This is a genomic window from Actinoplanes utahensis, from assembly GCF_016862455.1.
Classification (GTDB): domain Bacteria; phylum Actinomycetota; class Actinomycetes; order Mycobacteriales; family Micromonosporaceae; genus Actinoplanes; species Actinoplanes utahensis.
Genome location: NZ_BOMZ01000026.1, coordinates 145,432 through 172,041, shown reverse-complemented (window position 1 = coordinate 172,041; position 26,610 = coordinate 145,432). Strand labels below are relative to the sequence as shown.

The 26,610-nt window shown below is 71.2% G+C and carries 21 protein-coding genes; 12 read left to right on the top strand and 9 right to left on the bottom strand.

Annotated elements, in window-relative coordinates:
* Positions 1 to 4: 4 nt before the first annotated feature.
* The 5 genes from Aut01nite_RS08435 to Aut01nite_RS08415 form a co-directional block, all read right to left on the bottom strand.
* Positions 5 to 2,035: a sensor histidine kinase gene (locus Aut01nite_RS08435; protein WP_236642753.1), complete on the bottom strand. Its 2,031-nt coding sequence runs from the start codon at positions 2,033 to 2,035 to the stop codon at positions 5 to 7.
* Between the two features lie 316 nt (positions 2,036 to 2,351).
* Positions 2,352 to 3,032: a tRNA (guanosine(46)-N7)-methyltransferase TrmB gene (gene trmB, locus Aut01nite_RS08430; RefSeq protein WP_043526046.1), complete on the bottom strand. Its 681-nt coding sequence runs from the start codon at positions 3,030 to 3,032 to the stop codon at positions 2,352 to 2,354.
* Between the two features lie 359 nt (positions 3,033 to 3,391).
* On the bottom strand, positions 3,392 to 4,111 hold the full coding sequence (locus tag Aut01nite_RS43325; protein WP_236642752.1) for a TolB family protein: 720 nt from the start codon (positions 4,109 to 4,111) through the stop codon (positions 3,392 to 3,394).
* 1,076 nt (positions 4,112 to 5,187) lie between these two features.
* Positions 5,188 to 6,153 (bottom strand): DMT family transporter, encoded by a 966-nt coding sequence (locus Aut01nite_RS08420; RefSeq protein WP_052163846.1) that lies wholly within the window; start codon positions 6,151 to 6,153, stop codon positions 5,188 to 5,190.
* A gap of 381 nt (positions 6,154 to 6,534) precedes the next feature.
* Complete coding sequence (locus Aut01nite_RS08415; protein ID WP_052163854.1) at positions 6,535 to 7,149, bottom strand: hypothetical protein; 615 nt, start codon at positions 7,147 to 7,149, stop codon at positions 6,535 to 6,537.
* Positions 7,150 to 7,410: 261 nt separating this feature from the next.
* Here Aut01nite_RS08415 and Aut01nite_RS08410 point away from each other — a divergent pair, with 261 nt between their 5' ends.
* Complete coding sequence (locus tag Aut01nite_RS08410; RefSeq protein WP_161790651.1) at positions 7,411 to 8,052, top strand: DUF4240 domain-containing protein; 642 nt, start codon at positions 7,411 to 7,413, stop codon at positions 8,050 to 8,052.
* A gap of 450 nt (positions 8,053 to 8,502) precedes the next feature.
* On the opposite strand, the gene Aut01nite_RS08405 is transcribed toward Aut01nite_RS08410, so the two are convergent.
* Positions 8,503 to 9,408: a proteasome assembly chaperone family protein gene (locus Aut01nite_RS08405; RefSeq protein WP_043526042.1), complete on the bottom strand. Its 906-nt coding sequence runs from the start codon at positions 9,406 to 9,408 to the stop codon at positions 8,503 to 8,505.
* 259 nt (positions 9,409 to 9,667) lie between these two features.
* Here Aut01nite_RS08405 and Aut01nite_RS08400 point away from each other — a divergent pair, with 259 nt between their 5' ends.
* From Aut01nite_RS08400 to Aut01nite_RS08380, 5 genes are read left to right on the top strand one after another with little or no spacing between them, the layout of a single operon-like run.
* On the top strand, positions 9,668 to 10,273 hold the full coding sequence (locus tag Aut01nite_RS08400; RefSeq protein ID WP_083999118.1) for an EcsC family protein: 606 nt from the start codon (positions 9,668 to 9,670) through the stop codon (positions 10,271 to 10,273).
* 31 nt (positions 10,274 to 10,304) lie between these two features.
* The gene (locus Aut01nite_RS08395; RefSeq protein WP_043526039.1) at positions 10,305 to 10,889 is read left to right on the top strand and encodes a fibronectin type III domain-containing protein; all 585 of its coding nucleotides are present in this window, start codon (positions 10,305 to 10,307) and stop codon (positions 10,887 to 10,889) included.
* Between the two features lie 34 nt (positions 10,890 to 10,923).
* The gene (locus tag Aut01nite_RS08390) at positions 10,924 to 12,507 is read left to right on the top strand and encodes a Na+/H+ antiporter (RefSeq protein WP_043526037.1); all 1,584 of its coding nucleotides are present in this window, start codon (positions 10,924 to 10,926) and stop codon (positions 12,505 to 12,507) included.
* Positions 12,504 to 12,767: a UBP-type zinc finger domain-containing protein gene (locus tag Aut01nite_RS08385; RefSeq protein ID WP_043526035.1), complete on the top strand. Its 264-nt coding sequence runs from the start codon at positions 12,504 to 12,506 to the stop codon at positions 12,765 to 12,767. Before Aut01nite_RS08390 ends, Aut01nite_RS08385 begins: the two co-directional genes overlap by 4 nt.
* Entirely contained in the window at positions 12,764 to 13,675 is a 912-nt protein-coding gene (locus Aut01nite_RS08380; RefSeq protein ID WP_043526034.1) for a ketopantoate reductase family protein, read from the top strand. Before Aut01nite_RS08385 ends, Aut01nite_RS08380 begins: the two co-directional genes overlap by 4 nt.
* 167 nt (positions 13,676 to 13,842) lie before the next feature.
* On the opposite strand, the gene Aut01nite_RS08375 is transcribed toward Aut01nite_RS08380, so the two are convergent.
* From Aut01nite_RS08375 to Aut01nite_RS08365, 3 genes are all read right to left on the bottom strand, one after another.
* On the bottom strand, positions 13,843 to 14,202 hold the full coding sequence (locus Aut01nite_RS08375) for a hypothetical protein (RefSeq protein WP_043526032.1): 360 nt from the start codon (positions 14,200 to 14,202) through the stop codon (positions 13,843 to 13,845).
* 71 nt (positions 14,203 to 14,273) lie between these two features.
* Positions 14,274 to 15,527, bottom strand: coding sequence for a glycosyltransferase family 4 protein (locus tag Aut01nite_RS08370; protein WP_043526030.1), 1,254 nt, complete (start codon positions 15,525 to 15,527; stop codon positions 14,274 to 14,276).
* 88 nt (positions 15,528 to 15,615) lie between these two features.
* Positions 15,616 to 17,484, bottom strand: a complete 1,869-nt coding sequence (locus Aut01nite_RS08365) for an amylo-alpha-1,6-glucosidase (RefSeq protein ID WP_083999116.1) — start codon at positions 17,482 to 17,484, stop codon at positions 15,616 to 15,618.
* Between the two features lie 205 nt (positions 17,485 to 17,689).
* Between Aut01nite_RS08365 and glgX the strand changes: the two genes are divergently transcribed.
* From glgX to Aut01nite_RS08335, 6 genes are all read left to right on the top strand, one after another.
* Complete coding sequence (glgX, locus tag Aut01nite_RS08360) at positions 17,690 to 19,801, top strand: glycogen debranching protein GlgX (RefSeq protein ID WP_043526028.1); 2,112 nt, start codon at positions 17,690 to 17,692, stop codon at positions 19,799 to 19,801.
* Positions 19,801 to 22,068 (top strand): malto-oligosyltrehalose synthase, encoded by a 2,268-nt coding sequence (gene treY, locus Aut01nite_RS08355; RefSeq protein WP_043526027.1) that lies wholly within the window; start codon positions 19,801 to 19,803, stop codon positions 22,066 to 22,068. The genes glgX and treY overlap by 1 nt, the downstream gene beginning before the upstream one ends.
* A complete protein-coding gene (gene treZ, locus Aut01nite_RS08350) occupies positions 22,065 to 23,792 on the top strand; it encodes a malto-oligosyltrehalose trehalohydrolase (RefSeq protein WP_043526025.1) in 1,728 nt (575 codons plus the stop codon). The genes treY and treZ overlap by 4 nt, the downstream gene beginning before the upstream one ends.
* Positions 23,793 to 23,889: 97 nt before the next feature.
* On the top strand, positions 23,890 to 24,273 hold the full coding sequence (gene yidD / locus Aut01nite_RS08345; protein ID WP_236642751.1) for a membrane protein insertion efficiency factor YidD: 384 nt from the start codon (positions 23,890 to 23,892) through the stop codon (positions 24,271 to 24,273).
* A gap of 45 nt (positions 24,274 to 24,318) precedes the next feature.
* Positions 24,319 to 25,503, top strand: a complete 1,185-nt coding sequence (locus Aut01nite_RS08340) for a transporter substrate-binding domain-containing protein (protein ID WP_052163844.1) — start codon at positions 24,319 to 24,321, stop codon at positions 25,501 to 25,503.
* The gene (locus Aut01nite_RS08335) at positions 25,500 to 26,540 is read left to right on the top strand and encodes a hypothetical protein (RefSeq protein ID WP_043526022.1); all 1,041 of its coding nucleotides are present in this window, start codon (positions 25,500 to 25,502) and stop codon (positions 26,538 to 26,540) included. The genes Aut01nite_RS08340 and Aut01nite_RS08335 overlap by 4 nt, the downstream gene beginning before the upstream one ends.
* Positions 26,541 to 26,610: the final 70 nt, after the last annotated feature.

The window sequence follows — 26,610 nt, the reverse complement described above, 5'->3', positions numbered from 1 at the left end:
GCGGTCAGCGCACCTCCAGCGGCAGCCGGACCAGCACCGTCGTCCCGGAGTCGCCGCCGGTCAGCTCGATGCTGCCCTGATGCCTCTCCACCACCGCCCGGCTCAGGGTCAGGCCCAGCCCGCTGCCCGGCAGGGTCCGGTCGTGGCCGCGCGCCGTCCGGAAATGGCCGGTGAACATCTGCTCCCGCTCGGCCCACGGCACGTCGGCGGCCGCGTCCGAGACGGCCAGCTCGGCGGCCCGTCCCGTGCTGCGCAGCGACACCCCGACCCGGCCGCCGTCCGGGCTGAACCGGACCGCGCTGCCCAGCAGGTTCTCCACGATGTGCCGCAGCCGGTCCCGGTCACCCGGCACGATCAGCTCGCCCGGCAGATCCGCGTCGATGATCACCGGGGCGCCGTCGATCGCGTCACGGGTACGGTCCACCACGTCCCGGACCACGGCGGCGAGATCCATCGGGGTACGCCGTACGTCCGCGTGCCCCGCGTCCAGCGCCGACAGCTCCAGCAACTCGTTGATGATCTCCCGCAGCTGATTGGTGTTCCGTTCGATCACCTTGATCAGCCGGGGCCCGTCCCGGACCAGGGTCGCCTCGTCCGCCTCCCGCAGCAGCTCGGTGTAGGCGCTGATCGACGTGAGCGGGGTCCGCAGCTCGTGACCGATCAGCCCCAGGTACTCGTTCTTGCTCCGGGTCAGCTGCCGTTGCAGATCCTCCACCCGGCGCCGCTCCACGAACTGCCCCAGATGCGCGGCGATCCCCGACATCAGCGCGAGCAGCTCGTCCTCCGGATCCTCGACCGAGTCCGCGAAGACGGTCAGCACCCCGATCGTCCCCGTGCCGTCGTGCACCGGAACCGCCAGGGCGGTGTGCAGCAGATCCGCCGAGGTGTCCGGCGAGATCAGGCTCTGCGGGCGGCCCACGTCCCGGATCCACAGCGGCTTGTCCACCTGCCAGGCCCGCCCGGCCAGACCCTGCCCGTACGCCAGGCGCTCCGGCACCGGAACCCCCGACGGCCGGCCCGGGGCGCTCCACCGCGCCGCCGCCCGGATCGTCCCGTCGTCGACCGTCCACAGCTCGGCGTGCACCCAGTCCAGGGTCGCGACCACCGCCGCCAGCACCCGCGGGCCCGCCGCCTCGATGCTCGGCGCCTCCGCCAGCGCCGTCGTCACCGCCAGCTCACAGCTGCGGAACCGTTCCGCGCGCCGCTGCCGGGTCACGTCCTGCACCGCCTGCACCGCGCCGACCACCCGGCCGTCCGGCCCGTGGATCGGCTGCGCGTCCATCAGGAAGAACCGGGTCCGCCGCCCGTGATGCGCCGCGATCGGCGTGTCGCGAACCTGCTCGCCGCGCAACGCCCGGAACAGCCCCAGCTCCTGCTCCGGCAACGGCAACCCGGACGCGTCGGTCAGCCCCGTCACGTCGTGCACCGGCAGGTCGCCCCAGAGCTTGCGCATCCGCTCGTTGACGAACACCACCTGCCCGTCGGCGTCGCACGCGCTCACCCCGTCGTGCAGGCTGTCCAGCACCGCGTCCAGGAACCGGTGCTGCTGTTCCAGCTCGTGCCGGGCCAGTTGCTCGCCGATCAGCAGCATCGCCACGTCGGCCGCCTCCGCCACCGCCGCGACCTGCTCCGGCGTCCACTCCCGGGGCCGATGGTCGTAGGCGCAGCACACGCCGAGCACCAGACCCATCCGGTCGTGCACCGGAACCCCCAGGTAGGCGCCACCGTCCCGGCGCAGCACCCCGTCCGGAACCCGGTCGTCGTCACCGGCGTCCCGGATCAGCAGCGCCTGCCCGGAACGCATCACGATGCCGCCGAGCGAGTCGTCCAGACCGGTCTCGGTCACCTCGTCCCAGTCGGCGGCGACACCCCAGCTGCCGTACAGCCGCAGCCGGTCACCCTCGGCGAACTGGATGCAGGCGCTCGGCGCCCCCGTCGCCCGGGCCGTCAGCGCCGCGAGCTGATCCGCGGAACCGCTGGTCAGGACCCCACGGTGCAGGGCGGGACCGAAGAGTTCGGTGGCGGCCGCCGGCAAGCGCGGGTGCTCGTCGACGGCCGTCCCCCCGTAAGGCGCGGCCGCGCGTGCGAATGCCGCAGGTGTCCTTCCGGACCGTCCGGCATCGCCGGGGACATCTCGCAGCATGGCCGACCTCCACCTCCAGCGTAGAGGCGCGAATCGGCTGAAACCGGCAAATCGCCGCCGCTTCGATGGCGGCTTCGGTTCCGGGCGCACCAGCCGCCCGGGTGATCCGTCACATCCGGCGTACCAGCAGCCCAGACGATCCTTCACTCCGGGCGTACCTGGCCCGGGTGGTCCTTCACTTCCGGGCGTACCTGGGCCGGGTGATCCTTTACCTCCGGGTGTACCTCAGGTCGGTGATCGGTCGTCCCGCCGCCGCCCCGCGCCGCTCGAACTTCGTCTCCGGCCGCCCGTGCGGTCCCTCCGGCAGCCGCCGCAGCCCCGGATCCGCGTCGAGGGTTTCGGTCATCGCCACCCCGTACTCCGGCCAGTCGGTGGCACAGTGCAGCACCCCACCCGGGCGCAGCCGCTCCCGCAGCACCGCGACGTTCCCCGGCTGGATCAGACGCCGCTTGTGATGCCGCGCCTTCGGCCACGGATCCGGGAAGAACACGTGCACCGCGTCCAGGCTCCCCGGCCCGATCCGATGCACCAGCTGCATGGCGTCCCCGCAGGCCACCCGCACATTGGTGAGCCCGAGCTCACCGACCATCGCCAGCAGGTTGCCGATCCCCGGCGTGTGCACCTCGACCCCGAGATAGCCGCGCTGCGGATCCGCCGCCGCCATCGCCGCGGTCGCATCCCCCATCCCGAAGCCGATCTCCAGCACCACCGGCGCCTCCCGCCCGAACAATCCGGCGAGATCCAGCGGAGTCCGATCACCATCGGTCACGGTCAGCCCGTACCGCGGCCACAACAGCGCGTGCGCGTCCGCATGCCGGCTGCTCATCCGCCCACGACGCGGATGAAAAGTGCGAATGGGCCTGGTTGCGGCAATCTCGGTCTCACTCATGGCGGCCCCACGATAGAACCCCGACCCCTCAACAGCGAAATCCTCCGGTACGCAGTGAGCCGCCCCTCGCCGGACCACAACGCCCGTGACCACCGCGCGCGGCAGGCGCGACACCGGACCGACCGGCGACCACCGGGCGGTAGCGGCTCTCACCGCTACTTCCTCCGGTCCCTCACCGCGCTCACACCACCGCCCAGGCTCACCGGGCCACCCCTGCTCACACCGCCGCCGCCGGAGCACACCGGGTCACCCTGCTCACATCACCGCCTTTCCCGCCGCCCCGCCCGGGGCCACCTGGTCTCCTGCCGCCCTGCCCAGGCGCACCGGGGTTCCTCGTCCTCCGCTGCCGGCGGCCAGGTTCAGCGAGTGACCGGTTGGACGCTGGGCTGAGACCCGGATCGGAACGGTGTGCGCTTCCCCGTCGTCAGGCACAGCACGGTCACCCAGGAACCGCCGGCGTTCTGCCCGGTCACGACGGCCCGGTTCGCATCGACGTAGGAGAGCTCCCGGTCCAGCGCCGTGCCGACGGTCCGCTTCCTCCCGCTCGCGACGTCATACTCCACCAGATGCACCGGCTCGTTCTCCGCCGCCGTCTCACCCTCCTGGTAGGCCGTCCAGGACAACTTCGCCGAATCCGCCCGCCAGCTCGGCACCACCGCGAACCCGCTGTTCTGCAGGCCCCCACCCCCGTAGGCGGCGACGGTCTTCTCCGCCCCGTCCCCGACGGTCCCGATACTGAGACAGGCGTCGTACGTGGATTCGCAGTCCCCACCCCGGAACGCGATCCGGGTCCCGTCCGGCGACCACGCCACCGCATCGTCGTACCGGAGCCGTTCGCTCAGTGACGCCTCGGCGTCCCCCGCCGGCGCCTCCTCCTCCGGCAGTTCCTCACCCCGGCAGTCCCGCGGGAACAGCACCTCGGGTTTCGCGCCGGCCCCCGTCGCCGCGATCCGGTAGACCCCCGGCCCACCCGTGCACGACAGTGACGCGAACGCGACCCACTTCCCGTCCGGCGACCAGGACGGCCCCGCCGCGTACCGGCTGCCGACCTGCCGCTGCCCGCTGCCGTCCGCGTTCATCACCCAGAGCCGCCGCCCTTTCAGAAACGCGATTCGCCTCCCATCCGGCGCCCACCGCGGCCGGCTGTGCCCCCCACCGCTGGTCAGCCTCTTCTCACCGGTTCCCTGATCGACGTACACATCCCCCCGCCGCACATAGGCCACCCGCCCCCGAAGGCCCACCGCCGCCCCATCGACCCCGCCGATTCCCGCCCCAGTCCGATCTTCTCCGCCCACTCCCACCAAACGCCCATCCACCCCGCTCAAGCCCGCGGCAGTCCCGTTCACCCCCCTCACGCCCGCGGCGTGAGCCATCGCCTTGCTCATGTCCACGGCGTGCACCGCCACCGCTGGAAGAACCGAACCCCCGGCACCCAGCGCCACTGCCAGTGCCACATTTCCCGCAACACGACCGATCGTCATGGCCGAACGCCCCCCGAGGTCCCGCCTTCATCACCTACACCTGGAGTCATCGTCGCAACCGGTCTGCACCTAAGCCGTTCCCACGCCGATACCCACAGAATCTGCCCTCCCGGAGTGACCCGACCCCGGAAGCCAAGCCAAAGGCCCCGATCCGACCCGCCCGCTCGCTGCAGCGGAGGATCCTCGGTCGACGGGCAGAAACCCCGGCTGGTCGTCACGGCTGTCTCAAAGGGCGGGAGACAGCCGTGAGAACCAGCCGGAAAGCCCGGCTGGTCGTCACTGCTGACCCCGCTGGCTGATGCGCCGACCCTCTTGTCGATCGTGGAGATTGCGCTGTCCGCGCCACCACGCGTTTACCGGATCCAACCCAGCGGACGAAAACCCACCCGCCCGCGACGGATTCACCCTTCCACCCTTCCGCGCGAGATCTTGTGAGTTTCGGGCGAACCGATTCACCACAACCTCACAAGATCGACAACCGGCGGGCAAGCAAATTGGCCGGCAGGGTGACTGCTGCCTCGAAGCCTGTGGGACAGCTCTGACGACCGGCCGGAAAACCTCGGCTGGTTCTCATGGCCGGCTCAAGCGGCGCGAGACGGCAGTGCGAACCAGCCGGGCAGGATCCGCCGCTGCACGGACGGTCCGGCGGCGGCGGAACGGTGCCGTCTGCGGGCCTATCCGCGTTCGGACGCCGCCGGGATGGCGGGCTGCTCCGTGGCGGGGCCGGCGTTCAGGTACAACGTGGCGACCGCCCCGAGGAGCAGCAGACCACCGACGATCGTCATGGTTCCGAGCGGTTCGTCGATCAGCAGTACCGCCAGGAGGGCGGCGGTCAGAGGCTCGAGCAGGGTGACCACCACGGCGACACTGCCGGAGAGACGGCGCAGGCCGGTGTAGAACAGCGCGTACGCCAGGGCGGTGGTGATCGCTCCCGCGTAGAGCAGCAGCGCGATCGGCGTGAGCCGGGGAGTGAACGTCAAACCCTCGACCGCGGCGAGCGGCAGGATCGCCACCGCCCCGACCGTGCAGGACAGCGTGGTCAGGGTCAGCGGTTCCATGCCCTGGGTGGTGTGCCTGCTCAGGCCGGTGGATGCGGCATAGACGACACCCGACCCGATCGCCGCCAGCAACCCGAGACCGGCCGCGGCGGTGACGCCCGGTCCGGTGGTGGCCCCGGCGATCAGCACCAGGCCGGCGATCGCAGCCGCCGACGCGATGATCGAGGGTGTGCCGGGCCGCTGCCGGGTGTGCAGGGTCTCCCAGGCGCTCAGCAGCACGGGAGCGATTCCGAGGCTGACCACGGTGGCGATGCTGACGCCGCCGAGCCGTACCGCCAGAAAATAGAGCGCCTGATAGGACGCGAGCCCGACACCCGCCGCGATCACCGCCACCGGCGCGGCCCGGAACGCGGCACCGATCCGTTTGCCCGCCGGAACCCCGATGAGCAGCAGAACCACGGCTGCCACCGCGAGCCGATAGAACCCGATGGCCAGCGCCCCGAGCCCGGTGCTCCCGGCAACCACCTGAACGACGACTCCCGTGGTGCCCCAGAGGATCCCGGTGACGGACACCTGCAGCAGGCTCAGCCGGGCACCGGCGGACGCAGGGGAGAGAAGAGACGAGAGATACGAGTTGAACACGTGCGCTCCGAAAGAAGTGAGTCGTCGACAACCGGCGACGGAGCGCAAGACGGAACAGCCGATCGAGTCATGCCCGATCAGCGCGACAGCGCTCCGCTCAGGAGCGCGGCGGCGGTAGTACGCCAGGAAACGGACTCACGCCAGGCAGCTTAACGTGCACCCCCGGCCGGCCTCGCCACCCCAACGGGGGTGCCTGCTCGCGTGGCAGTGCTGCGCGTGGTGGGGAGGGTGGCGGCACAGTGCGGCGTGTGGCGGCAAGGCGCCGCGGTGGGAGGTGGCGGCACAGGGCGGTGTGGCAGTGCTGCGCCGTGGTGGGGAGGGGGCACAGGGTGATGTGGCGGGAAGGCGCCGTGCCCCCGTGGAGGGCACGGCGCGAACGGGTCAGGCGGCTGGTCTGGCGGTGGCGGCCCACATCGCGGTGAAGGCTGCGGCCTCGCCGGCCAGCCAGCTCTCGATGTCGGCGGGGCGGGCGGCCTGGTCGATGCGGTGGGCGACGCCGCGGCGCAGGTCGACCAGGACCGGCTCGGCGTTGGGCAGGATCTGGTCCATGTGGCGGGCCATCAGGTGGAGCATCGCGGTGGTGGCCTCCGGGCTCGGCGGCTCCTCGTCGAAGTGCAGGCGGACGGCTTCCCGGCGCCCGTCGGCGAAGCGCAGGCCGAAATGCGGGTTGATCTTCACGGCGAGCGGGCCGACAGTGGCGATGGCGTCCCGGGTCTGGGCGAGGTCGACCTGCTCGGGGTCGCCGAGCGAGGTCAGGTAGGTGCGAGCGCCGGAGCGCAGCGCCTCGTAGAGCGGCTTCCAGCGATCTTTCACCACATCGACCACGCCGCCGAGGTAGCTGCCGCCGGTGCGGAACGCGATGTCCGCCTTGAGTGCTTTCACCAGCTGGCCGTGCGGGTTGAAACCGCTCCGCCGCTCCCGCTGCCGCCGGAGCCCGCCGACGAACGTGGCCTTGGCCGGACCGGTGCGGGAGACATACCGGGTGAAGCCCAGCATCGTCGCATAGGGAGGGATCACAGGCACGGGGGTGGTGGTCGAGATCGTCACGTCGTCTCCTCACTCGCACTGCGGAAATCCGGGCAGGACCGGACCTCCAGGGCCCGAAGATCCGCAGCTCAGGTCCCCTGTTTCGTACATACATTCTAATCGACGGGTACGACATTCCCAACGCGAATGCGCGCCGTCCGTGGTCCCGTCCGTCGATGGACGGCCAGTCCGATCGAAGGCGGCCATCGGCGTCGCCGTGTCCGCTCGACGGTGGCCGGCGATCCGGCGAACGGCGTATCCCGGGCGCCGGCGGCGAGGCTTACGATCATGCGATCGGGGACGGGGGCGTGCATGGACATCGACGGTTTCTGGGCGGTCATCGAAGGCTCGGGGCGGGGCACCGATCCCATGGAGCGGGGAGAGCGGATCGAGAGGGTGCTGGCCGGGCTGAGCGTGGAGGATCTGCTCGACTTCCACGATCACCTCGACGAGCAGATGAGCCGGGTCAGCGGCGACTTGATGGGCGAGGCTGCCACCCTGATCCTGTGTGGCTGCGGCGACGACAGTTTCTTCCGGTTCCAAGCGTGGCTTGTCGGTCTGGGACGGGACACCCTGGGCCGGGTGGCCGGCGACCCGGACCTGCTGGCTGACGAACCCGAAGTGCGACGGCTGGCCGAACGGCATCCGCGAGACTGGACGAACGAGGAGTACCCCTGGTTCGAGGAACTCGAGTTCGCCGCCGTCCACGAGTACGAGCGGCGCGAACTGGATCCGGGCGATATCTACCACGCGCTGAGGGCCCGCCACGACGCAGACGCCACGCCACGCCGAGACCGCGAGTCGGACGACCGTGACCCGGATGAGGCGCTGCCCCGGCTGACCGCCATGTTCGGGGGCCGGATATGGGATTGACCCGGTAACCGTCGGCGTTCACCGACGTCGGTCCACCTGTCGCTCGACACCGACTGAACCCGGCCATCGGCGGGGCCGCGTTCAGTCGAAGACGGCCGGATGCGCCAGGCCGCCACGGAGACCGACAGCTTTCACTCGCGGCCGAAGTCGGCCGGGACCTCGATCGCCTTCGCTCTGAAAGCACTGTCCAGCACGTCACCGTCGAGCAGGCCGTCGAAGTCGTCGCCGGTCGGCCACGAGTCGGAGTCCTCGCCCTTGAGCTACGGCCGAGGATCTCTTCCAGAAGGCCGGCAGCCGGAGTCGGCCCGAAATAGCGCAGGGCTTCGACTGCCCGCCTGAACCGGAAAGGTTCGTTGACCTCCAAGGCGAAGGCCAGGCCTCTGCCCGGGCCGGTGCAGGGCCTGGCCGGTGTCCCGGGCGGCGAGGCCACCCGGGAAGTGGCGGCTGGGGCTAGCCGTCGTCGCGGCTCTGTTCGGCGAGGAAGCGTTCCAGTTCGGCGCCCAGCTCCTCGGCGGTCGGCAGCGGGGTGTCCGTGCCGGCGAGCAGGTTTCCCTGCCGGCCGCGGAGGAACGCGTCGTACTGCGCCTCCAGTGAGGTCACCAGGCGGGCCGCCTGCTCGTCGTCCGCGATCTGCTTGTCGACCTCCTCGCGGACCAGTTTCGCCGACTCCCGGAGCGTCCCGGTCGGCAGCGCCAGTCCGGTGACCGTCGACACCGAGTCGAGCAGCACCTCCGCCGCGGACGGATATCCGGTCTGGGCGAGGTAGTGCGGGACGTGGGCCGCGTACCCCAGAGCGTCTCGCCCGGACTGACCGAGCCGGAACTCCAGCAGGTTCCCCACGCTGGCGGGCACCTGCACCCGCTGCAGCCAGGACTCGTGCTCGCCGAGGAGTCGCTTGTCGGTGGCGTGCGCGGTGACGCCGACCGGCCGGGTGTGCGGCACGGCCATCGGAATCGCGTTGAGCCCCACCGTGACGCTGACGCCGAGGTCGTCGATCAGGGCCGTCACCGCTTTGATGAACCGCTCCCAATGGAGGTCCGGTTCCGGTCCGGCGAGCAGCAGGAACGGGGTGCCGAGCTGGTCCTTGACCAGGTGCAGCGCGAGGACCGGCTCCTCGTAGCTCTCGAAGTGGTCGGCCACGAAGATCATCGGAGGCCGGCGGGACCGGTAGTCCAGCAGTTGGTCGAGGTCGAACGTGGCGATGACCTCGCTCTCCAGGTTGTCCAGCAGATTCTCTCTGGCCAGCTGGATCGCGCTTCCCGCGTCGACGAAACCGGTCAGCGCCTGGATGAGCACCGGGCCGTCCAGAGCCGGCAGGTCACCGGTCACCTCGTAGAGCCCGTGTGGGTCGAGCACGCTGCGAACCTCCCTGTGAACGGCGGCCCGCTGTCGCGGGCCTCTCCGGCGGTAACAGCCGGCCGGCGGCCTTCATTCCGGCAGGCTCCCATTTTCCCGTACGGCAGGGGCCTGTGATGCTGACCACCCCGTACTGCCGGGGGACGTGCGCGCACCCCGCACAATGGCGATCAGATCTATCCCCGCCCCCTCGGAGTGATCTTTGACGAAGGAACTCGCAACAGAGACCTCGACCCCTCCCGGCACGCTGTGGGCCCGGATGAAAGCCGACCCGCAGTACGCCCCTGAGCACCTCGCTCTCGAAGCGGTCCGCCGGCTCGGCCCGGAGGCCGCCGAGTGGCACGCCCGGATGCGCGCGGAACGTCCCGGCGCCACCGCGGACGAACTGGCCACGCTCGCCGTCCGGCACTTCACCACCCTGGCCCGGGTGTCCGGCGCGGTGTCCGGCGCGGCCGGCCTGCCCGGCGCCGTGCTCGACGTGGGTGTGCTCGCCTGGACCCAGGCCCGGATGGTGCTGCACGTGGCGGCCGCCTACGGCGCCGACCCGGCGGCCTCCGAGCGCGCCACCGACCTGCTGGTGCTGCAACGGGTGCACCGGGCCGCCGAGACCGCCCGGACCGCGCTCGGCGTCGCGGCCGGACGGGAGCGCGCCAGCCGCGTCTTCACCGGTGACTCCGGCCGGCCGCTCGGTGGCGTGCTGGTCCGGTTGAGCCTGAAACTGGCGCAGATGGCCGGCGTCCGCGCCGCGAAGAAGGTGTTCGCCAAGATGGTGCCGGGTGCCGGCATCGTCCTGGGCACCTGGGCCAACTCGGCGGCGACCAAGGAGCTGGCCCGGCGCGCGGGCGAGCATTACCGCAAGGGCTAAGAATCCGCGGCGGCGGCCCGAAACACCAGTCGTGCTGGGATATCGGAAGTCCGCCGCCCTGACCCTGATCGCGCTGCCGCTGCTGCTGGGCGCGTGCTCGTCCTCCTCGGGGCGCACCGAGGAGGACACCGACAGGTCGGGCGCGAACTGGATCGTGGTCTCCGAGGGCAACGCGACCCCGTCGCCCTCGGAGACGATGGGCACGGCCTCGCCGACGCCGTCGACGACCCTGCCCGCGCTGCCGACGGGGACCGCCACCCCGACGGCGGCGCCCGATCCGAGCTGCACCCCGCGCCGCCAGACCACCATGATCAACGGAGTGGGTGTCGTGCCGTCCAGCACCAGCGCGGTGGTCACCTGGTACCACCCGGGCGGCTCGGACATCGTCGACTACCGGATCACCGCGATCAGCCAGGACCTCCGGGTCGGCGCGCAGGAGGAGGTCGGCTGGACCCGCAGCGCCCCGGAGGTGTGCGGGGAGGTCAGCGCCACCGTCTCCGGGCTGTCGGCCGGTACCCCGTACGTCTTCTCGGTCGACGTGGTGAAGACCCGCAAGGGGATGGACGGCACCTACACCACCACGGTCGCGCGATCCGGCGTGGTCAGCACCACGTAGGGAACCGGCCGGGGCAGTCTCTAAGCTTCCCGGCATGGAGACCATCGTCGACACGGTCGTTCTCGTCGGGATCTCCGTGGTCGGAGCGGCACTGGCCCGGCGACTCGGGTTCGTGGCGCCCCTCGTCCTGCTCGTCGCGGGGCTCGGCCTGTCGTATGTGCCCGGGTTCCCGGAGGCGCATCTCGAGCCGGAGCTGGTGCTGATCGGCATCCTCCCGCCGCTGCTGTACGTGGCGGCCCTGCAGACCTCGGTGCCCGCGTTCCGGCTGGCTCTGCGGCCCATCCTGCTGCTCGCGGTGGGCCTGGTGGTGCTGACCGCGCTGGTGGTCGGCTCCCTCGTACATCTGCTGCTCCCCGCGGTGCCGCTCTCCGCCTGTGTGGCGCTCGGCGCGATCGTCGCGCCGCCGGACGCGGTCTCCGCGACCGCGATCGCCCGCCGGGTGGGCCTGCCGCGCCGGGTCGTCACGATCCTGGAGGGCGAGAGCCTGCTGAACGACGCGACCGCCCTGGTGATGGTGCGGGTCGCGGTCGGTGCGCTGGCCGGCGGCGCGATCGGGTTCTGGGACATCTCCGTCGCCGTGGTCCGGACGGCCGGCGGCGGCCTGCTGATCGGGCTGGCGTTCGCGGTCGGCGCGGCCTGGCTGCACCGGAAGATCGTCGACCCGCTGCTGGACGACGCGGTGGCGTTGCTCACCCCGTTCGTGGTGGTGGTGGTGGTCGCGGAGAGCCTGCACACCTCCAGCGTGGTGGCGGTCGTCATCGCCGGCCTCTATCTCGGGCACCGCTTCCCCTACCTGTTGTCGGCGTCGTCCCGGCTGCAGATGGACGCGGTCTGGCGCCTGGTCAACTTCCTGCTGGAGGGTGTGGTCTTCCTCCTGGTCGGCCTGCAGTTGCGGACGGTGGTCAGCACCATCGAGACGGACATGGCCACGACCGTGCAGGTAACCGCCGTGGTCTTCGGCTCGTTGCTGCTGATCCGGTTCCTCTGGATGTACCCGGCGACCTATCTGGCGAGGCTCATCCCGCGGATCCGTAACCGGGAGGAGCGGCCGCCGGCGAGCGTGCCGACCGTGATCGCCTGGGCCGGGATGCGCGGCGTGGTGACCCTGGCCGCCGCGCAGACCCTGCCGGAGCCCACCGCCGACGGCACCGTCCCGGAGTACCCGCGTGAGCTGTTCGTCTTCGTCGCCTTCGCGGTCATCGTGCTGACCCTGCTGCTCCAGGGCACCACGCTGCCGTGGCTGGCCCGGCGTCTCGGCGTGCAGGAGGACAGCAGCGCCCAGGACGCCCTGGCCGAGGCCGGGGTGCAGCATCAGGCCGGCCGGGCCGCGCTGGAGGCGCTCGACGCGCACGCCGGGAGCGCCCCGCCGTCGGTGGTGGACCGGCTGCGCGGACTGGTGGAGAGCCGGGGCAACAACGCCTGGGAACGGCTCGGCAGCCAGGAGCGGGAAACCCCGTCGGCGGCGTACGGTCGTCTCCGCCGGGAGATGATCAGAGCGGAACGGCACGTCTTCAAGATCGCCCGGAACGAGGGGCGGATCCCCGAGGAGGTGCTGACCCGCGCCCAGCGCGAACTGGACCTGGAAGAGTCCCAGCTGCAACGGAGTGAGGACCATTGATCTGCCAGCACCTCAAGGACGCGACCGAGCCGGCGCCGCTGAGCGCCTACGAGGACGGCTGCCGGCAGTGCCATGACATCGGCAACCACAACTGGGTGCACCTGCGCCTCTGCCTGAACTGCGGGCTGGTCGCCTGCTGCGACTCGTCGCCGGGCCGGCACATGTCCGCGCACCACGCCGCGGAGCGGCATCCGGTGATGCGCTCGTTCGAGCCGGGGGAGACCTGGCGCTGGTGCTACGACGACGAGCAGCTGGGATGAGGATCCTGGTGGTCGGCGCCGGGGCGACCGGCGGATACTTCGGCGGCCGCCTCGCGCAGGTCGGCCGGGATGTCACCTTCCTGGTCCGGCCGGGCCGGGCCGGGGTGCTCGCCGACCGTGGCCTGCGGATCAAGGGGCCGGACGGTGAGACGGTGCTGCGGCCGCGCACGATCACCGAGGCCGACGGGCACTACGACGTGGTGCTGATCGCGGTGAAGAGCTATTCGCTGGAGCCGGCGCTGGCCGCCGCGCTGCCCGCGGCCGGCCCGCGGACCGTGGTGATCCCTCTGCTCAACGGCATGCGGCACATCGAGGCGCTGGTCCGGCGGTTCGGTTCGGACCGGGCCTGGGGCGGTGTCTGCATGATCAACGCGACGCTCGACGAGGAGGGCGACGTGGTGCAGATGAACGGCCTGCACCGGCTGTCGTTCGGCCCGCTCGGCGGCGATGCCGACGCCGACGATCGTCTGCTCGCGGTCACCGATGCGCTGACCGGCGCCGGATTCGACGCCCGGGCCAGCGCCACGATCGTGCAGGAACTGTGGGACAAGTGGGTGCTGCTGGCCACCCTCGGCGCGGCCACCACGCTGATGCGCGCCTCGATCGGGGCGATCAACCGGGCGCCCGGCGGGCCGGAGTTCCTGCACGCGCTCGCCGCCGAGGCCACCGCGGTCGCCGAGGCGTCCGGCCATCCGATCCGCGGCAAGGGCGCGGCCATGCTGGAGGCCACGATCGCGACGACCGAGCCGGCCACCTCGTCGATGTACCGCGATCTGACCCAGGGGCTCCCGGTCGAAGCCGACGCGATCGTCGGCGACCTGGTCACCAAGGCGGCCGGCCACGGCATCCCGGTCCCGCTGCTCGCCGCGGCCTACACCGGCCTCTCCGCCTACGCGGCGGGCCGCTGACCGGCCGGTCCGCCGCGATGGTCGATGCGGGCTTCTCGGCTTCCGGTCACTTCTCCCGATGCGGTACGGCAAGTAGAGGGCGCCGTGGCGGTCCGTGCGAGGTGGGCGGTTCACCGGACCGTTGCGCGGCGAGCGGGCTGAGGCGGTGGCCGCGGCCCGTGGCGGGGTCAGCTGTGGGCGATGATGACGCCGGTCAGTGCGCAGCCGAGGTTGACGAGGTAGCCGAGGGTGAGGCCGAGGGCACGGAAGCGGGGACCCGCGATCATGCCCGCTCCGCCCACCACGATGGCGGCGATGCTGCCGTAGATCGGGATGTTGCCGGCGAGTTGCTGCCCGTGCGCGGAGCAGATCAGGTCGGGGTCGTCCGGGCCGCACGAGTCGCTCGAGATCACCAGCAGCCAGGACAGCATGGTGGCGCCGCAGGGCCACACCATCAGGCCGCCCAGGGCCAGCGCGAGGGCGGTCTCCCGGGCCGCGCGGGGCATGCCGAGTTCTTCCTCGTCGTCTCTCTCCAGGGGTTCGGTCACATCGACCGACCTTAAAGAGTGCGCGCCACCCGCCGTCCCGGCGCGACCGGGACGGCGGGGAGGAGGGCCGGTCAGCCGGCGGAGTGGGCGGTGCTGGGGGAGGGGATGCGGGCGAGGACGTGTTCGGCCTCGCGGGAGACGCGGCCGGCGTCGTGGGCGCGGGCGCCGGCGTAGACGGTGGCGGTTCCGGCGGCGATGGCGGGCCAGTTGAAGTCGTCGCGGACCCGGTCCCGGGCACGCAGGGCCAGCGACCGGGCGTAGTCGCGGTCGGCGAGGACGCTGTCGACCGCCTCGGCCAGCGCGTACGGGTCGCCGGGTGGGAAGGTCACGCCGGTCACGCCGTGGTCGACGATCTCGGCGAGACCTCCGGTGGCGGCGACCGCGACCGGTGTCCCGGCGGCCGACGCCTCCAGGGCGACCATGCCGAACGGCTCGTAGATGCTCGGTACCACGTAGCAGTCGGAGGCGCCCATCAGCGCGGTCAGCTCGTGGCCGCCGAGGAACCCGGCGAAGCTCACCTCGGGTGCGCCGGCGGCCAGGGCTTCCAGCTCCGCCCGGTACGGGCCGTCGCCGGCGATCACCACGCGCAGGCCGGGGAACCGGTCGCGCAGCGCGGGCAGGGCCGCCAGCAGCAGTTGCACGCCCTTCTCGTAGACGAGCCGGCCGGCGTAGCTGATCAGCGGGCCGTCCCCGGCGTACCGGGTGCGGGCCGCGGCGACCGCCCGGGGCCGGGCTCGCCAGCGCAGCGTGTCGACGCCGTTGTAGACCACGTCGACACGGTCCGCGGGTACGCCGAACAGGCGGGTGATCTCCCGTTTCATGTAGTCCGAGCAGACGATCACGCGGTCGGCCTGGTCGGCGAGCCAGCGTTCGATGTCGTCGATGGTGCGGTTGTGCGGGTGCGGCAGATGGCCCTGGTGGCGGCCGGACTCGGTGGCGTGGATGGTGGCGACCAGCGGCACGTCCAGGTGGTCGCGCACGGTCATCGCGGTGTGCGCGACCAGCCAGTCGTGGGCGTGCACCACGTCGAAGCCGCCGGTCCGGCAGGCGCGCAGGGCGGCCCGGGTCAGCGTGTGGTTGAAGGCGACCGCCCAGGCGAGCAGGTCACCGCCGGTCACCGGGAAGGCGGGCGGGTCGTCGGGGGCGCGGACCACCCGGACGCCCTCGCTGTACTCCTCCAGCAGCGCGCCCGGGGTGTGCCGGGTGACCACGGTGACCTCGTGCCCGGCCCGTGCCAGGGTGGTGGCCAGCGCGTGCACGTGCCGGCCCAGGCCGCCCACCAGCAGTGGCGGGTATTCCCAGCTCAGCATCAGGATCCGGGTCATCGGGCGGCGCCTCCTCGTGCCTTCCGGCGGCGTGTGGGGTTCGGCCGTCGTGCGCGCCCGGAACCCACCCGCGGTCGGTGTCGACTGTTCACTCGTAGCGCCGTTTCACGCGCAGCACCTCGGCGACCGAGCGGGCGGAGAACGGCGGGCCGGCGGCCCGGTGCGGGGCGTCGCCGTGGGCGGTCTCGCCCAGCGACCCGAGGCCGGCTTCGCTCAGGTGCGCGTCCAGGCCGGTGAGCAGGCCCTCCACCGGGAGGCCGGCGGCGACGCAGGCGTCGGCGTACGGGCCGATCAGCCACGTCCAGACGGTGCCCTGGTGGTGGGCGATGTCCAGGCCGGCGGGCTGGCGGGGCTGATAGCCGTACTCGGCGGGGGCCAGGGTGCGCAGGCCGAGCGGGGTGAGCAGGGACTCACCGGCGGCCCGGACGGCGTTCGCGGCGTGGCCGCGCATCGGCGCGTGCGGCAAGGACCAGGCCAGCAGTTGGTGCGGGCGCAGCGACGGGTCGTCGTGGTGGGTTCCGGCGCCGAGCGGATAGATCGCGGCCGGGCCCTCGACGACGTCGTAGAGCCAGCCCTCGGGGGCCGGGAAACGGGACCGGAAGGAGGCGTGGGCAAGGGTGTGCCGGGTCCGTGGCTCGGTGTCGTCCCGGCCGGTCTCGGCGAGCAGGTCGCACATCGCGGCCAGAGCGTTCACCCACAGCGCGTTGATCTCCACGGGTTTGCCGGCCCGCGGAGTCTCGACGTCGGGGGCGGTGGCGGGGGACAGGCGCAGCAGGCCGTCGGCGGGGTCGATGGTGAGCGGGCCGGTGCCGCCGAGGTGGTGGCGCAGCAGCCGGCCGAGCGGTGCGGCGAGCCGGTTGGCCAGGTCCCCGTCACCGGTCCGGGTCACGTGCCGGTCCACCGCGTGCACCAGCCACAGCGGAGCGTCGAGCGCGTCGTGCCGCAGCCACGGCCCGGCCGGGACGCGCATCGCCCGGGTGGCCGCGCGGGTCCGGGCGATCAGCAGTTCACGGCCCTCGTCGACGCGGCCGGTGTCGAGGAACAGCCCCTCGTACGCGGCCATCGTGTCGGCGAGGTAGCGGCCGTTGCCCGGATAGCCGGAGACCACATCGGGTCCGTCGGCGGCCCGGACGATGAACCGGTCGGCGGCGAGAGCGAGCGTGGCGGCGTACCCCTCGGTCTTGGCCAGGGTGATGAGCCGGTGAGCGCGCTCGCGCTCGGCGGCGACGACCACGGACGGCGCCGGCGGCTCCGCGGCGAGGTCGCCCGCCCAGGCCGAGATCTCGCACATGCCGCCGGCCTCCACCTGCCGGGAGAAGGTGCCGGCGTGCCAGAGGTCCTCGATGTCGTCGCCGGTGCGCACGCCGAGGTGCCAGAGGCCGGCGGGCTGCCAGCCGGGTCCGTGCAGCCGGTAGGCGCGGTCGATCACCGCCCCGCCGGAGACCTGTTCGACGGTGAGTGGGGCGTGCGCCGCACGGCGAGTGCTGTGTGTGGTTCGCCACGTGCACATCGCGGCGACGGCGAGGCCGACGGGCGCGGGAGCGGAGACGACCCGGTCCACGACGGCGAGGCAGTGGTGGCCGTGGCGCATCGCGAGCTCACGTTCGACGACTACGTCGCCGATCCGCCACCGCCAGCGTGGCAGGCCGTCGACCAGGGCGAACGTCTCCAGATGGCGGTGCCCGGCAGGGTCGGTGGCGCCGGCCTCCCAGCGGTGTGTGCCGAGCGCGACCTTGGTGCCGGAGGGGAGGGTGACGGTGAGGTCGAGCGACACGAGGCCGACGTGATCAGAAACGGTCAGAAGGGCGTGCTCGCGGCGGGTGCGCAACCCGCTGACAGTGCCACTGGCGTACCCACCGAGACCGTCCGTCACCAGCCATTCCCGGCCGCCACCTGCATCGACGGCAAGCGAGCCGCAGACCTGCGGCCCAAAGATGATCTGATCATTCCGCGGCACGATGCCTCAAATGCTCAATTTTGATCGCCTTAAACCCCCGGAGGGGGAGATGTCAACGGCTAACCGGACAGTCGGGCCGCCTCCGGCGGCGGCGTCCGAGAGAATGACCTGACGCGGCCGGGCAGGGTTAATCCGTCCCTCCGATGGGCATGCACGGCCCGCAAGGCCGCGGACAACTGGACGGCCGAGGGGGCAGGAGCACGGTATGCAGGTCTGGCCTGGTCATCGGTACCCGCTGGGCGCTACGTACGACGGAACTGGCACGAATTTCGCGATCTTCTCCGAGGTGGCAGAAGCGGTCGAGCTGTGTCTGTTCGACCCGTCGGGCAACGAGCGGAAGGTGCTGTTGCACGAGCAGGACGCGTTCGTCTGGCACGCGTACCTGCCGGGGGTGGAGCCGGGGCAGCGGTACGGCTACCGGGTCTACGGCCCGTACGAGCCGCACCGGGGACTCCGGTGCAACCCGCACAAGCTGCTGCTCGACCCGTACGCGCGGGCGGTCGACTCGGACATCGACTGGCATCCGTCGCTGTACGCGTACGACTTCAACAACCCGGATCAGATGTCGGAACTGGACTCGGGCCCGTACATGCCCAAGGGCGTGGTGGTGAACCCGTACTTCGACTGGGGCAACGACCGCCGCCCGGACATCCCGTACCACCACTCGGTGATCTACGAGACCCACGTCAAGGGACTCACCCAGCGGCACCCGGAGATCCCGCGGGACATGCGCGGCACGTACTCGGCGATCGGGCATCCGGCGATCATCGAGCACCTCAAGAGCCTCGGCGTGACGGCTGTCGAGCTGATGCCGGTGCACTCGTTCGTGCACGACAACCGGCTGCACGACCTGGGGCTGCGCAACTACTGGGGTTACAACACGCTCAGCTTCTTCGCGCCGTACCACGGTTACTCCGCGATGGGCTCGCTCGGCCAGCAGACCCAGGAGTTCCGGGGCATGGTCAAGGCCCTGCACGCGGCCGGCATGGAGGTCATCCTCGATGTGGTCTACAACCACACCGCCGAGGGCAACCACCTGGGGCCGACGCTGTCGCTCAAGGGCATCGACAACCGGACCTACTACCGGCTGGTGGACGATCAACCCCAGTTCTACATGGACTACACGGGTACGGGTAACAGCCTGAACGTGCGCAGCCCGCAGAGCCTCCAGCTGATCATGGACTCGCTGCGCTACTGGGTGACCGAGATGCACGTCGACGGTTTCCGGTTCGACCTGGCGTCCACCCTGGCCCGCGAGTTCTACGACGTGGACCGGCTGAGCACGTTCTTCGAGGTGGTGCAGCAGGACCCGATCGTCGGCCAGGTGAAGCTGATCGCCGAGCCGTGGGACGTCGGGCCGGGCGGCTACCAGGTCGGCAACTTCCCGCCGAACTGGACCGAGTGGAACGGCAAGTACCGGGACACGGTCCGGGACTTCTGGCGCGGCGAGCCCGCCACCCTGGCCGAGTTCGCGTCCCGGATCACCGGGTCGGCCGACCTCTACCAGGACGACGGCCGCAAGCCCTTCCACTCGATCAACTTCGTGACGGCGCACGACGGATTCACGCTCAACGACCTGGTCACGTACAACGACAAGCACAACGAGGCCAACGGCGAGGAGAACCGGGACGGCGAGAGCCACAACCGGTCCTGGAACTGCGGCATCGAGGGCCCCGCCAAGGACGAGGCGGTGCTCGCGCTGCGGGCCCGGCAGCGGCGCAACTTCCTGGCCACGCTGATGCTCAGCCAGGGCGTCCCGATGATCTCGCACGGCGACGAGCTGAGCCGCACCCAGCAGGGCAACAACAACGCCTACTGCCAGGACAACGAGATCTCCTGGATCGACTGGGAGAACGCCGACGAACAGCTGCTGGAGTTCACCCGCAAGCTGACCGCGTTCCGGCACCGGCACCAGGTGTTCCAGCGCCGCCGATTCTTCACCGGCCTGCCGGTGACCGCCCGCGGCGGCGGCGACCCGCTCCCGGACCTGGAGTGGTTCACCCCGGACGGCAGGCAGATGGCCGGTGACGACTGGGGCAACGACTTCGGCCGGGCGGTCGCGCTGTTCGTCAACGGCGAGGGCATCCGCGAGCGCGGCCAGTACGGCCAGCGTCACGTGGACAGCTCGTTCCTGCTGTTCTTCAACGCGCACGACGCGCCGCTCGAGTTCACCACGCCCCCCGCCGAGTACGGGGAGAAGTGGGAGAAGGTCATCGAAACCGCCGACCCGTCCCCGGATCATCCGTCCGTCGTCGAGGCCGGACACACGATCTGGGTGCCGGACCGTTCCCTCATCGTGCTCGACAGGACGGTGTAATGCGCCCGAGCAGTACTTACCGAGTCCAGGTCCGTCCCGACTTCCCTCTGAAGGCCACCGCTGAGATCGCCGACTACCTCGCCGATCTCGGGGTGAGCCACCTCTACTCGGCTCCGCTGCTGACCGCGGCGCCCGGCTCCGAACACGGCTACGACGTGGTGGACCACTCGCGGGTCAGCCCGGCGCTCGGTGGCGCCGAGGGGCTGTCCACGCTGCACCAGGCCCTGAAGTCGGCGAACCTCGGCCTGGTCGTCGACATCGTCCCCAACCATGCCGGGGTGGCGGTGCCGCACACCAACCCGAGCTGGTGGGACGTGCTGAGGAACGGCCGGGAGTCGGAGTTCGCCGGCTACTACGACATCGACTGGGAGCGCGGGCGGATCCTGCTCCCGGTCCTGGCGGACAGCCCGGACGCGCTCGACGACCTCCGTGTGGAGGACGGCGAGCTGCGCTACTTCGACAAGCGCTATCCGATCGCCGACGGCACCGGCGAGGGGACGGCCCGCGAGGTCCACGACCGGCAGCACTACGAGCTGGTCAACTGGACCCGCGGCGACACCGAGATCAACTACCGGCGGTTCTTCGCCATCACCGACCTGGCCGGGCTGCGCGTCGAGGACCCGGACGTCTTCGCCGCCACCCACGCCGAGATCCTTCGCTGGTACCACGAGGGCATCGCGCAGGGCATCCGGGTCGACCACCCGGACGGGCTGCGCAACCCCGGTGAGTACTTCAACCGGCTCCGCAACGCCGCCCCGGACGCCTGGATCGTGGTCGAGAAGATCCTCGAACCGGGCGAGCAGATGCCCGCCTGGCCGGTCGCCGGCACCACCGGGTACGACGCGATGGCCGAGGTCAACGGCGTCTTCGTCGACCCCGGCACGGAAGCCTTCTTCGACACCCTCGACCACTATCTGACCGGCGGCACCACGTCCTGGCAGGACCTGGTGCACCAGGCCAAGCACGACGTCGCCACCAAGGTGCTGGCGGCCGAGCTGGGCCGGCTCGCCCGGCTGGCGCCCGAGATCGAGGGCGCCGACCGGGCGCTCGCCGAACTCGCCGCCTGTTTCCCGGTCTACCGCTCCTACCTGCCGGCCGGCAGCCGGCATCTGGCGGTCGCCCGGTCCGAGGCGGGACGCCGGCGGCCCCACCTGATCACCGCGCTGGACCAGGTCACCAGTCGGCTGCGCAACCCCGCCGACGAGCTGGCCGTCCGGTTCCAGCAGTTCACCGGCGCGGTGATGGCCAAGGGCGTGGAGGACAACGCGTTCTACCGGTGGACCCGGTTCGTGGCCCGCAACGAGGTCGGCAACGACCCGGCCAAGTTCGGCGTCACCGTCGACGAGTTCCACGACTTCGCCGACCAGCGGTCGTCGGAATGGCCGGACACCATGACGTCCCTCGCCACCCACGACACCAAACGCGGCGAGGACGTGCGGGCCCGGCTCGCGGTCCTCTCCGAGGTGCCGGGCGACTGGACCGAGGTGGTACGCCGGTGGGTCCGCTTCGCTCCGCTCCCGGACCCGGCGCTGGCCCATCTGATCTGGCAGGTCGCGGTCGCCGCGTGGCCGGTCTCCCGAGAGCGGCTTCAGGCGTACGCCCAGAAGGCCGCCCGGGAGGCCGGAACCGGAACGTCCTGGCTGAAGCCCGACGAGGTCTTCGAAACGGCCCTGCGGCAGATGATCGACAAGATCTACGACGACCCGGCCCTGCACCGGGAGGTCGCCGACTTCGCCGCCTCCATCACGCCGCCCGGCTGGTCGAACTCGCTCAGCCAGAAGCTCGTGCAGCTCACCATGCCCGGCGTCCCCGACGTCTATCAGGGCACCGAGCTGTGGGACCACTCGCTCGTCGACCCGGACAACCGCCGTCCCGTCGACTTCGCGCAGCGCCGTGAGCTGCTCGGCCGCATCGACGACGGCTGGCTGCCCCCGGTGGACGAGACCGGCGCGGCCAAACTGCTGGTCACCAGCCGGATCCTGCGCCTGCGCCGGCAGCGTCCCGAGCTGTTCGCCGGATACCGCCCGGTCTACGCCGAGGGACGCGTGCCGGAACACGTCGTCGCCTTCGACCGTGGCGGGGTGGTGGCGGTCGCCACCCGGCTGCCGGTGGGATTGTCACGGCACGGCGGTTGGGGGGACACCGCGCTGTCACTCGACGGACACAGTTGGACGGAAGTGTTCACGAATACCAGCTACGGTGGGAATCGTCTGACGGTGGCCGAGCTGCTCCACACCTATCCCGTCGCTCTCCTGGTGAAAGAATGACTGTCTTCTCGGTCTGGGCGCCGGAAAAGCCCGTCAAGCTCCGCCTGGGCGACCGGGACTTCGCGATGGAGGCCGGCGAGGACGGCTGGTGGCACGTCGACGTCCCCGACCCGGACGTCACCGACTACGGGTTCATCCTCCCCGACCAGGAGAAACCGCTTCCCGACCCGCGGTCGCCCTGGCAGCCGGACGGTGTGCACGGCCTCAGCCGGGTCTACGACCACTCCGCGTTCGCCTGGACCGACCAGGGGTGGACCGGACGGCAGCTGCCCGGCTCGGTGCTCTACGAGCTGCACATCGGCACGTTCACCCCGGAGGGCACCTTCGACTCCGCGATCGAGCGCCTCGACCACCTCGTCGACCTCGGTGTCGACCTGGTCGAGCTGCTGCCGGTCAACGCGTTCAACGGCACCTACAACTGGGGTTACGACGGGGTCTGCTGGTTCGCCCCGCACGAGGCGTACGGCGGGCCCGACGGTCTGAAGCGGTTCGTCGACGCGGCGCACGCCAAGGGCCTCGGCGTGGTGCTCGACGTGGTCTACAACCACTTCGGGCCCAGCGGCGCCTACGCGCCGATGTTCGCGCCCTACCTGAGCAGCGGCAGCAACGCCTGGGGCAGCTCGGTCAACCTGGACGGGCCCGGCTCGGAGGAGGTCCGGCGCTACATCGTGGACAGCGTGCTGATGTGGCTGCGCGACTACCACATCGACGGCCTGCGGCTGGACGCCGTGCACGCGCTGCACGACGAGGGCGCCGTCCACCTGCTCGAGCAGATGGCGGTCGAGGTGGAGACCCTCTCCACCGAGCTGCGCCGGCCACTGTCGCTGATCGCCGAGTCGGACCTCAACGACGCGAAACTGATCACCCCACGCGAAGCCGGGGGGTACGGGCTGCACGCCCAGTGGGACGACGACGTCCACCACGCCCTGCACACGCTGCTCACCGGGGAGCGGCAGGGCTACTACGGGGACTTCGGGTCGCTCGACTGCTTGCGTACGGTGCTCGAAGGCGCCTTCTTCCACGCCGGCACCTGGTCGTCGTTCCGGGGACGGCGGCACGGTCGGCCGGTCGACCGGCAGCGCACAGCCGGCCACCGGTTCGTCACCTTCCTGCAGAACCACGACCAGATCGGCAACCGGGCGATCGGCGACCGGCTCACCGCCACCCTGTCGCCCGGCCTGCTCAAGGTCGGCGCCACCCTGCTGCTCACCTCGCCGTTCACCCCGATGCTCTTCATGGGTGAGGAGTGGGCCGCCAGCAGTCCCTGGCAGTACTTCACCTCCCACCCCGAGCCCGACCTGGCCGCCGCCGTGCAGAACGGGCGGCGCAAGGAGTTCGCCGCACACGGCTGGTCCGAGGCCGAAGTGCCCGACCCGCAGGACCCGGCGACCTTCGAGCGGTCCAAGCTGGACTGGTCCGAGCCGGGCAAGCCGGGGCACGCCGAGATCCTCGAGCTGTACCGCAAGCTGATCAGGCTGCGCCGGAGCACGCCCGGGCTCAGCGATCCCTGGCTGCACAAGGTCGAGGTGTGGCACGGCGACCAGCACGTGGTGATCCGGCGCGGGCCGACCGTGGTCGCGGCGAACCTCGCGGAGACGCCGCAGACGGTGAGCGTCCGGGCGCTGCCGCGGTCGGTGCTGCTGGCCACCTCACCCGGCGTCATCGTCGAACGGGACCGGCTGGTGCTCCCGCCGGAGAGCGCGGCGGTGGTCTCCGTCCGCTGACGTGGTTCCGGCCGAGGCCGCGCGGGCTCCGTTCCGCGTGGCCCCGGCCGCCCATCCGTCGACTTTCATCTGGCGGGTGTGAGCGATCATGTGATCCGTGAGCGTGTGGAAGTCGCGGAAGCGGAAGAAAAAGAAGAACTCGAGCACCTGCGACCCGGGCTGTGACAGCCCGAGTTGCGACTGCGACATCCCGGGCTGCGACTGCTTCTCGCTGAGCATGATGATGCGGTTCACGGCTCTGCTGGCCCGTACCCCCGCTCGGGGATCTCTCGGGGAACGGGCCGTGACGCGCGCCATCCGCGGCTACCGCGTCGTCTCCCCGCGCCTGCCCACCCGCTGTCGTTACCGGCCCACGTGCAGCGCCTATGCCCTTCAGGCCATCGACAAGCATGGACTCGCCGCCGGCCTGCGGCTGACCGCGGCCCGGCTGGCACGATGCCGTCCGGGTGTCCCCTACGGTACGGGGGATCCCGTTCCCTGAGATTGTCGTGCACCATGACCTGTCTGAGGACGGAAGGACGGGTGCATGGCCGAATACGACAACGGCGACGAGACGGTACGGCGGCCGGCGCCGCCGCCGGTGTCGTGGCGGTTGCCTCGGCAGTTCGCGCCGGAGCTGATCCGGATGCTGCTGCGCAGCCCGCCACCGCCGCCGCCCGGCGCGCCCGAGGCGACCGCCGAGGAGATCGCCTCGGCGAACATCGCCCAGCAGGACGTGATCGAGGAGGTCTTCTCCGAGGTCGAGCGGGAGCTGGTGGACGACCGGGAGTACCGGTTCAAGGCGTGGCGGCTGGCCGGCCTCGGGCTGCTGATCGTGCTGACCCTGGCGGTGGCCCTGGGGCGGCTGCTGGTCGGCGGGCCGCCGTCGGTGGCCGAACTGCGCGCGCAAGCCGGAGTCGACACGTGGCCGGTGCTGCGGATCGGGGTCAAGGACGACCAGTACGGCACCGCGTACTACGACCAGGAGAAGAGGATCTGGTCCGGGTTCGACATCGACGTGGCCTACATGATCGCCGAGGACCTCGGGTTCCGCCGGGCCGACGTGCGCTTCTACGGCCTGGAGAGCGAGGACCGGGCCCGCATGCAGGCCGCCGACCCGACCACCGGTGACCGGGTGCCGGTCCAGCTGGTGATCGCCAGTTACAGCATCACGACGGACCGGAAGAGCGCGGGCGTACGGTTCTCCCAGCCCTACCTGTACACCGAGCAGTCGGTGATCACGCTGAAGGGTCATCGGCCCGTCTCCGCGTTGCAGGATCTGGAGAACCAGCGGGTCTGCACCCTCTCCACCTCCACCAGCCAGACCGCGCTGGACAAGGCCAAGGCGAAGGTGACCCAGAAGAACCGGGTCCGGGAGTGCTTCGCCGCGCTGGACGCGGGCGACGTGGAGGCGGTCAGCACCGACGCGGCCATCCTGGCCGGCTGGAAGCACGAGTTCCCCGACAAGTACGAGCACTGGGATCTGGGCCTGGAGTCCAACGAACGGTGGGGCGTCAACGTCGGGGAGAACCCGGCTCTGGAGACCCTCGTCAACCTGACCCTCTACCGCTCCTTCGCCGATCCTGAGGACAGCCGGTGGGAGAAGGCGTACGAGAAGAATCTGCAGTCCGAGATCGACCCGAAGAAGAAGACCCCGGTCGCGGTCGGGGAACAGCCGCGGGTGGAACGGCCCGAGGTGGGCTTCCTGCCGTGGGAGGACCCGCTGGGATGAGCGACTTCGAGATCCACAGCGGCGCGGTGTCCAAGGAGCGGGCGCTGCCCCGGCAACGCTACCGGGCCGAGCTCAACTGGCTGCTCGCCGTGCTGCCGGGGTTCCCGCTGCTGCTGCTGGTGCTGCGACTGTGGTACCTGAGCCGCCAGGACCTGCCGACGATGCTGCTGCTGGTGCAGTACATCAACCCGCTCGGCATGCTCGGCGCGCTCTTCATCACCCTCAGCTGGACCATCCCGGCGGCCATCCTGCTGATCCGGGTGCTCGGCGGCATCGCCCTGGTCAGCGTGCCCGGGCGGACCGCCACGTCGTTCCTCGCGGTGGCCGCGCTGCGGATGCCCGGCTGGGTCGTGGTGATCGCCGTCGGAATCGCCGCCTTCACCTGGCAGCTGCGCATGCTGCCGCTGCTGATGATGCTGGTCGTGGCGATCCTCGGGCTGACCGCGGTGCAGGGCGAACAGGGCGAGCCGTGGGTGATGCGGTGGATCACGCTGGGGGTGCCGATCCTCACCGCGATCCTGGTGTGGATCTTCGTGTGGCCGGGAGTGGTCGCGGCGGTACGGGCCGGGGATTACGCGACGGCCGTACTGCTGGCGGCTCCTCCGCTCTTCGGCCCGGCCCTCACCGGGCCCGTCCCGGAACGCTGGGCCCGGATCGCCACCCAATGGCCGGCCGTCGCGGTCGCCTTCGCCATGCCGTTCATGGTCGGCGTCGCCTTCCTGCGCGCGCCGGTGCTGCCGGACAGCGCCATCGAGGTGGTCACCGCGGGAGAGCCGGTACGGGTGGTGCGCGGCCAGCTCATCGCGGTCGACGACACCTCCACCACGATGCTCGAATCCACCGGGCAGGTCACCTTCATCCCCAACGGCGAGGTCCGGTCGAAGACCCTGTGTCCCCAGGCGGACGACACCCCGCACAGTGGCCTGACGGTCCGCGGCTGGCCGGTCGAGGCGCCGGCGCTGGAGTGGATCGCACCGACGCGGCCGGTGGCCGAGATCGATCCGAGGTGCCTGGGACGGCCGCGTGACCGGGGTTGAGTGTATTTTCAGCAACGACATGTGCGACATGCCGCCCACCACGTGCAGACAGGTTGGCGCCGACCTGGCA

Excerpts from the sequence above, each read along its gene's own strand:
- Aut01nite_RS08380 (WP_043526034.1), top strand. The coding sequence starts at position 12,764 with ATGAGGATCCTGGTGGTCGGCGCCGGGGCGACCGGCGGATACTTCGGC.
- Aut01nite_RS08415 (WP_052163854.1), bottom strand. The coding sequence starts at position 7,149 with ATGCTGGGCTTCACCCGGTATGTCTCCCGCACCGGTCCGGCCAAGGCC.
- treY (WP_043526027.1), top strand. The coding sequence starts at position 19,801 with ATGCGCCCGAGCAGTACTTACCGAGTCCAGGTCCGTCCCGACTTCCCT.
- Aut01nite_RS08400 (WP_083999118.1), top strand. The coding sequence starts at position 9,668 with ATGAAAGCCGACCCGCAGTACGCCCCTGAGCACCTCGCTCTCGAAGCG.
- glgX (WP_043526028.1), top strand. The coding sequence starts at position 17,690 with ATGCAGGTCTGGCCTGGTCATCGGTACCCGCTGGGCGCTACGTACGAC.
- Aut01nite_RS08340 (WP_052163844.1), top strand. The coding sequence starts at position 24,319 with ATGGCCGAATACGACAACGGCGACGAGACGGTACGGCGGCCGGCGCCG.
- Aut01nite_RS08390 (WP_043526037.1), top strand. The coding sequence starts at position 10,924 with ATGGAGACCATCGTCGACACGGTCGTTCTCGTCGGGATCTCCGTGGTC.
- trmB (WP_043526046.1), bottom strand. The coding sequence starts at position 3,032 with ATGAGTGAGACCGAGATTGCCGCAACCAGGCCCATTCGCACTTTTCAT.
- Aut01nite_RS08370 (WP_043526030.1), bottom strand. The coding sequence starts at position 15,527 with ATGACCCGGATCCTGATGCTGAGCTGGGAATACCCGCCACTGCTGGTG.
- Aut01nite_RS08335 (WP_043526022.1), top strand. The coding sequence starts at position 25,500 with ATGAGCGACTTCGAGATCCACAGCGGCGCGGTGTCCAAGGAGCGGGCG.
- treZ (WP_043526025.1), top strand. The coding sequence starts at position 22,065 with ATGACTGTCTTCTCGGTCTGGGCGCCGGAAAAGCCCGTCAAGCTCCGC.
- Aut01nite_RS43325 (WP_236642752.1), bottom strand. The coding sequence starts at position 4,111 with ATGAACGCGGACGGCAGCGGGCAGCGGCAGGTCGGCAGCCGGTACGCG.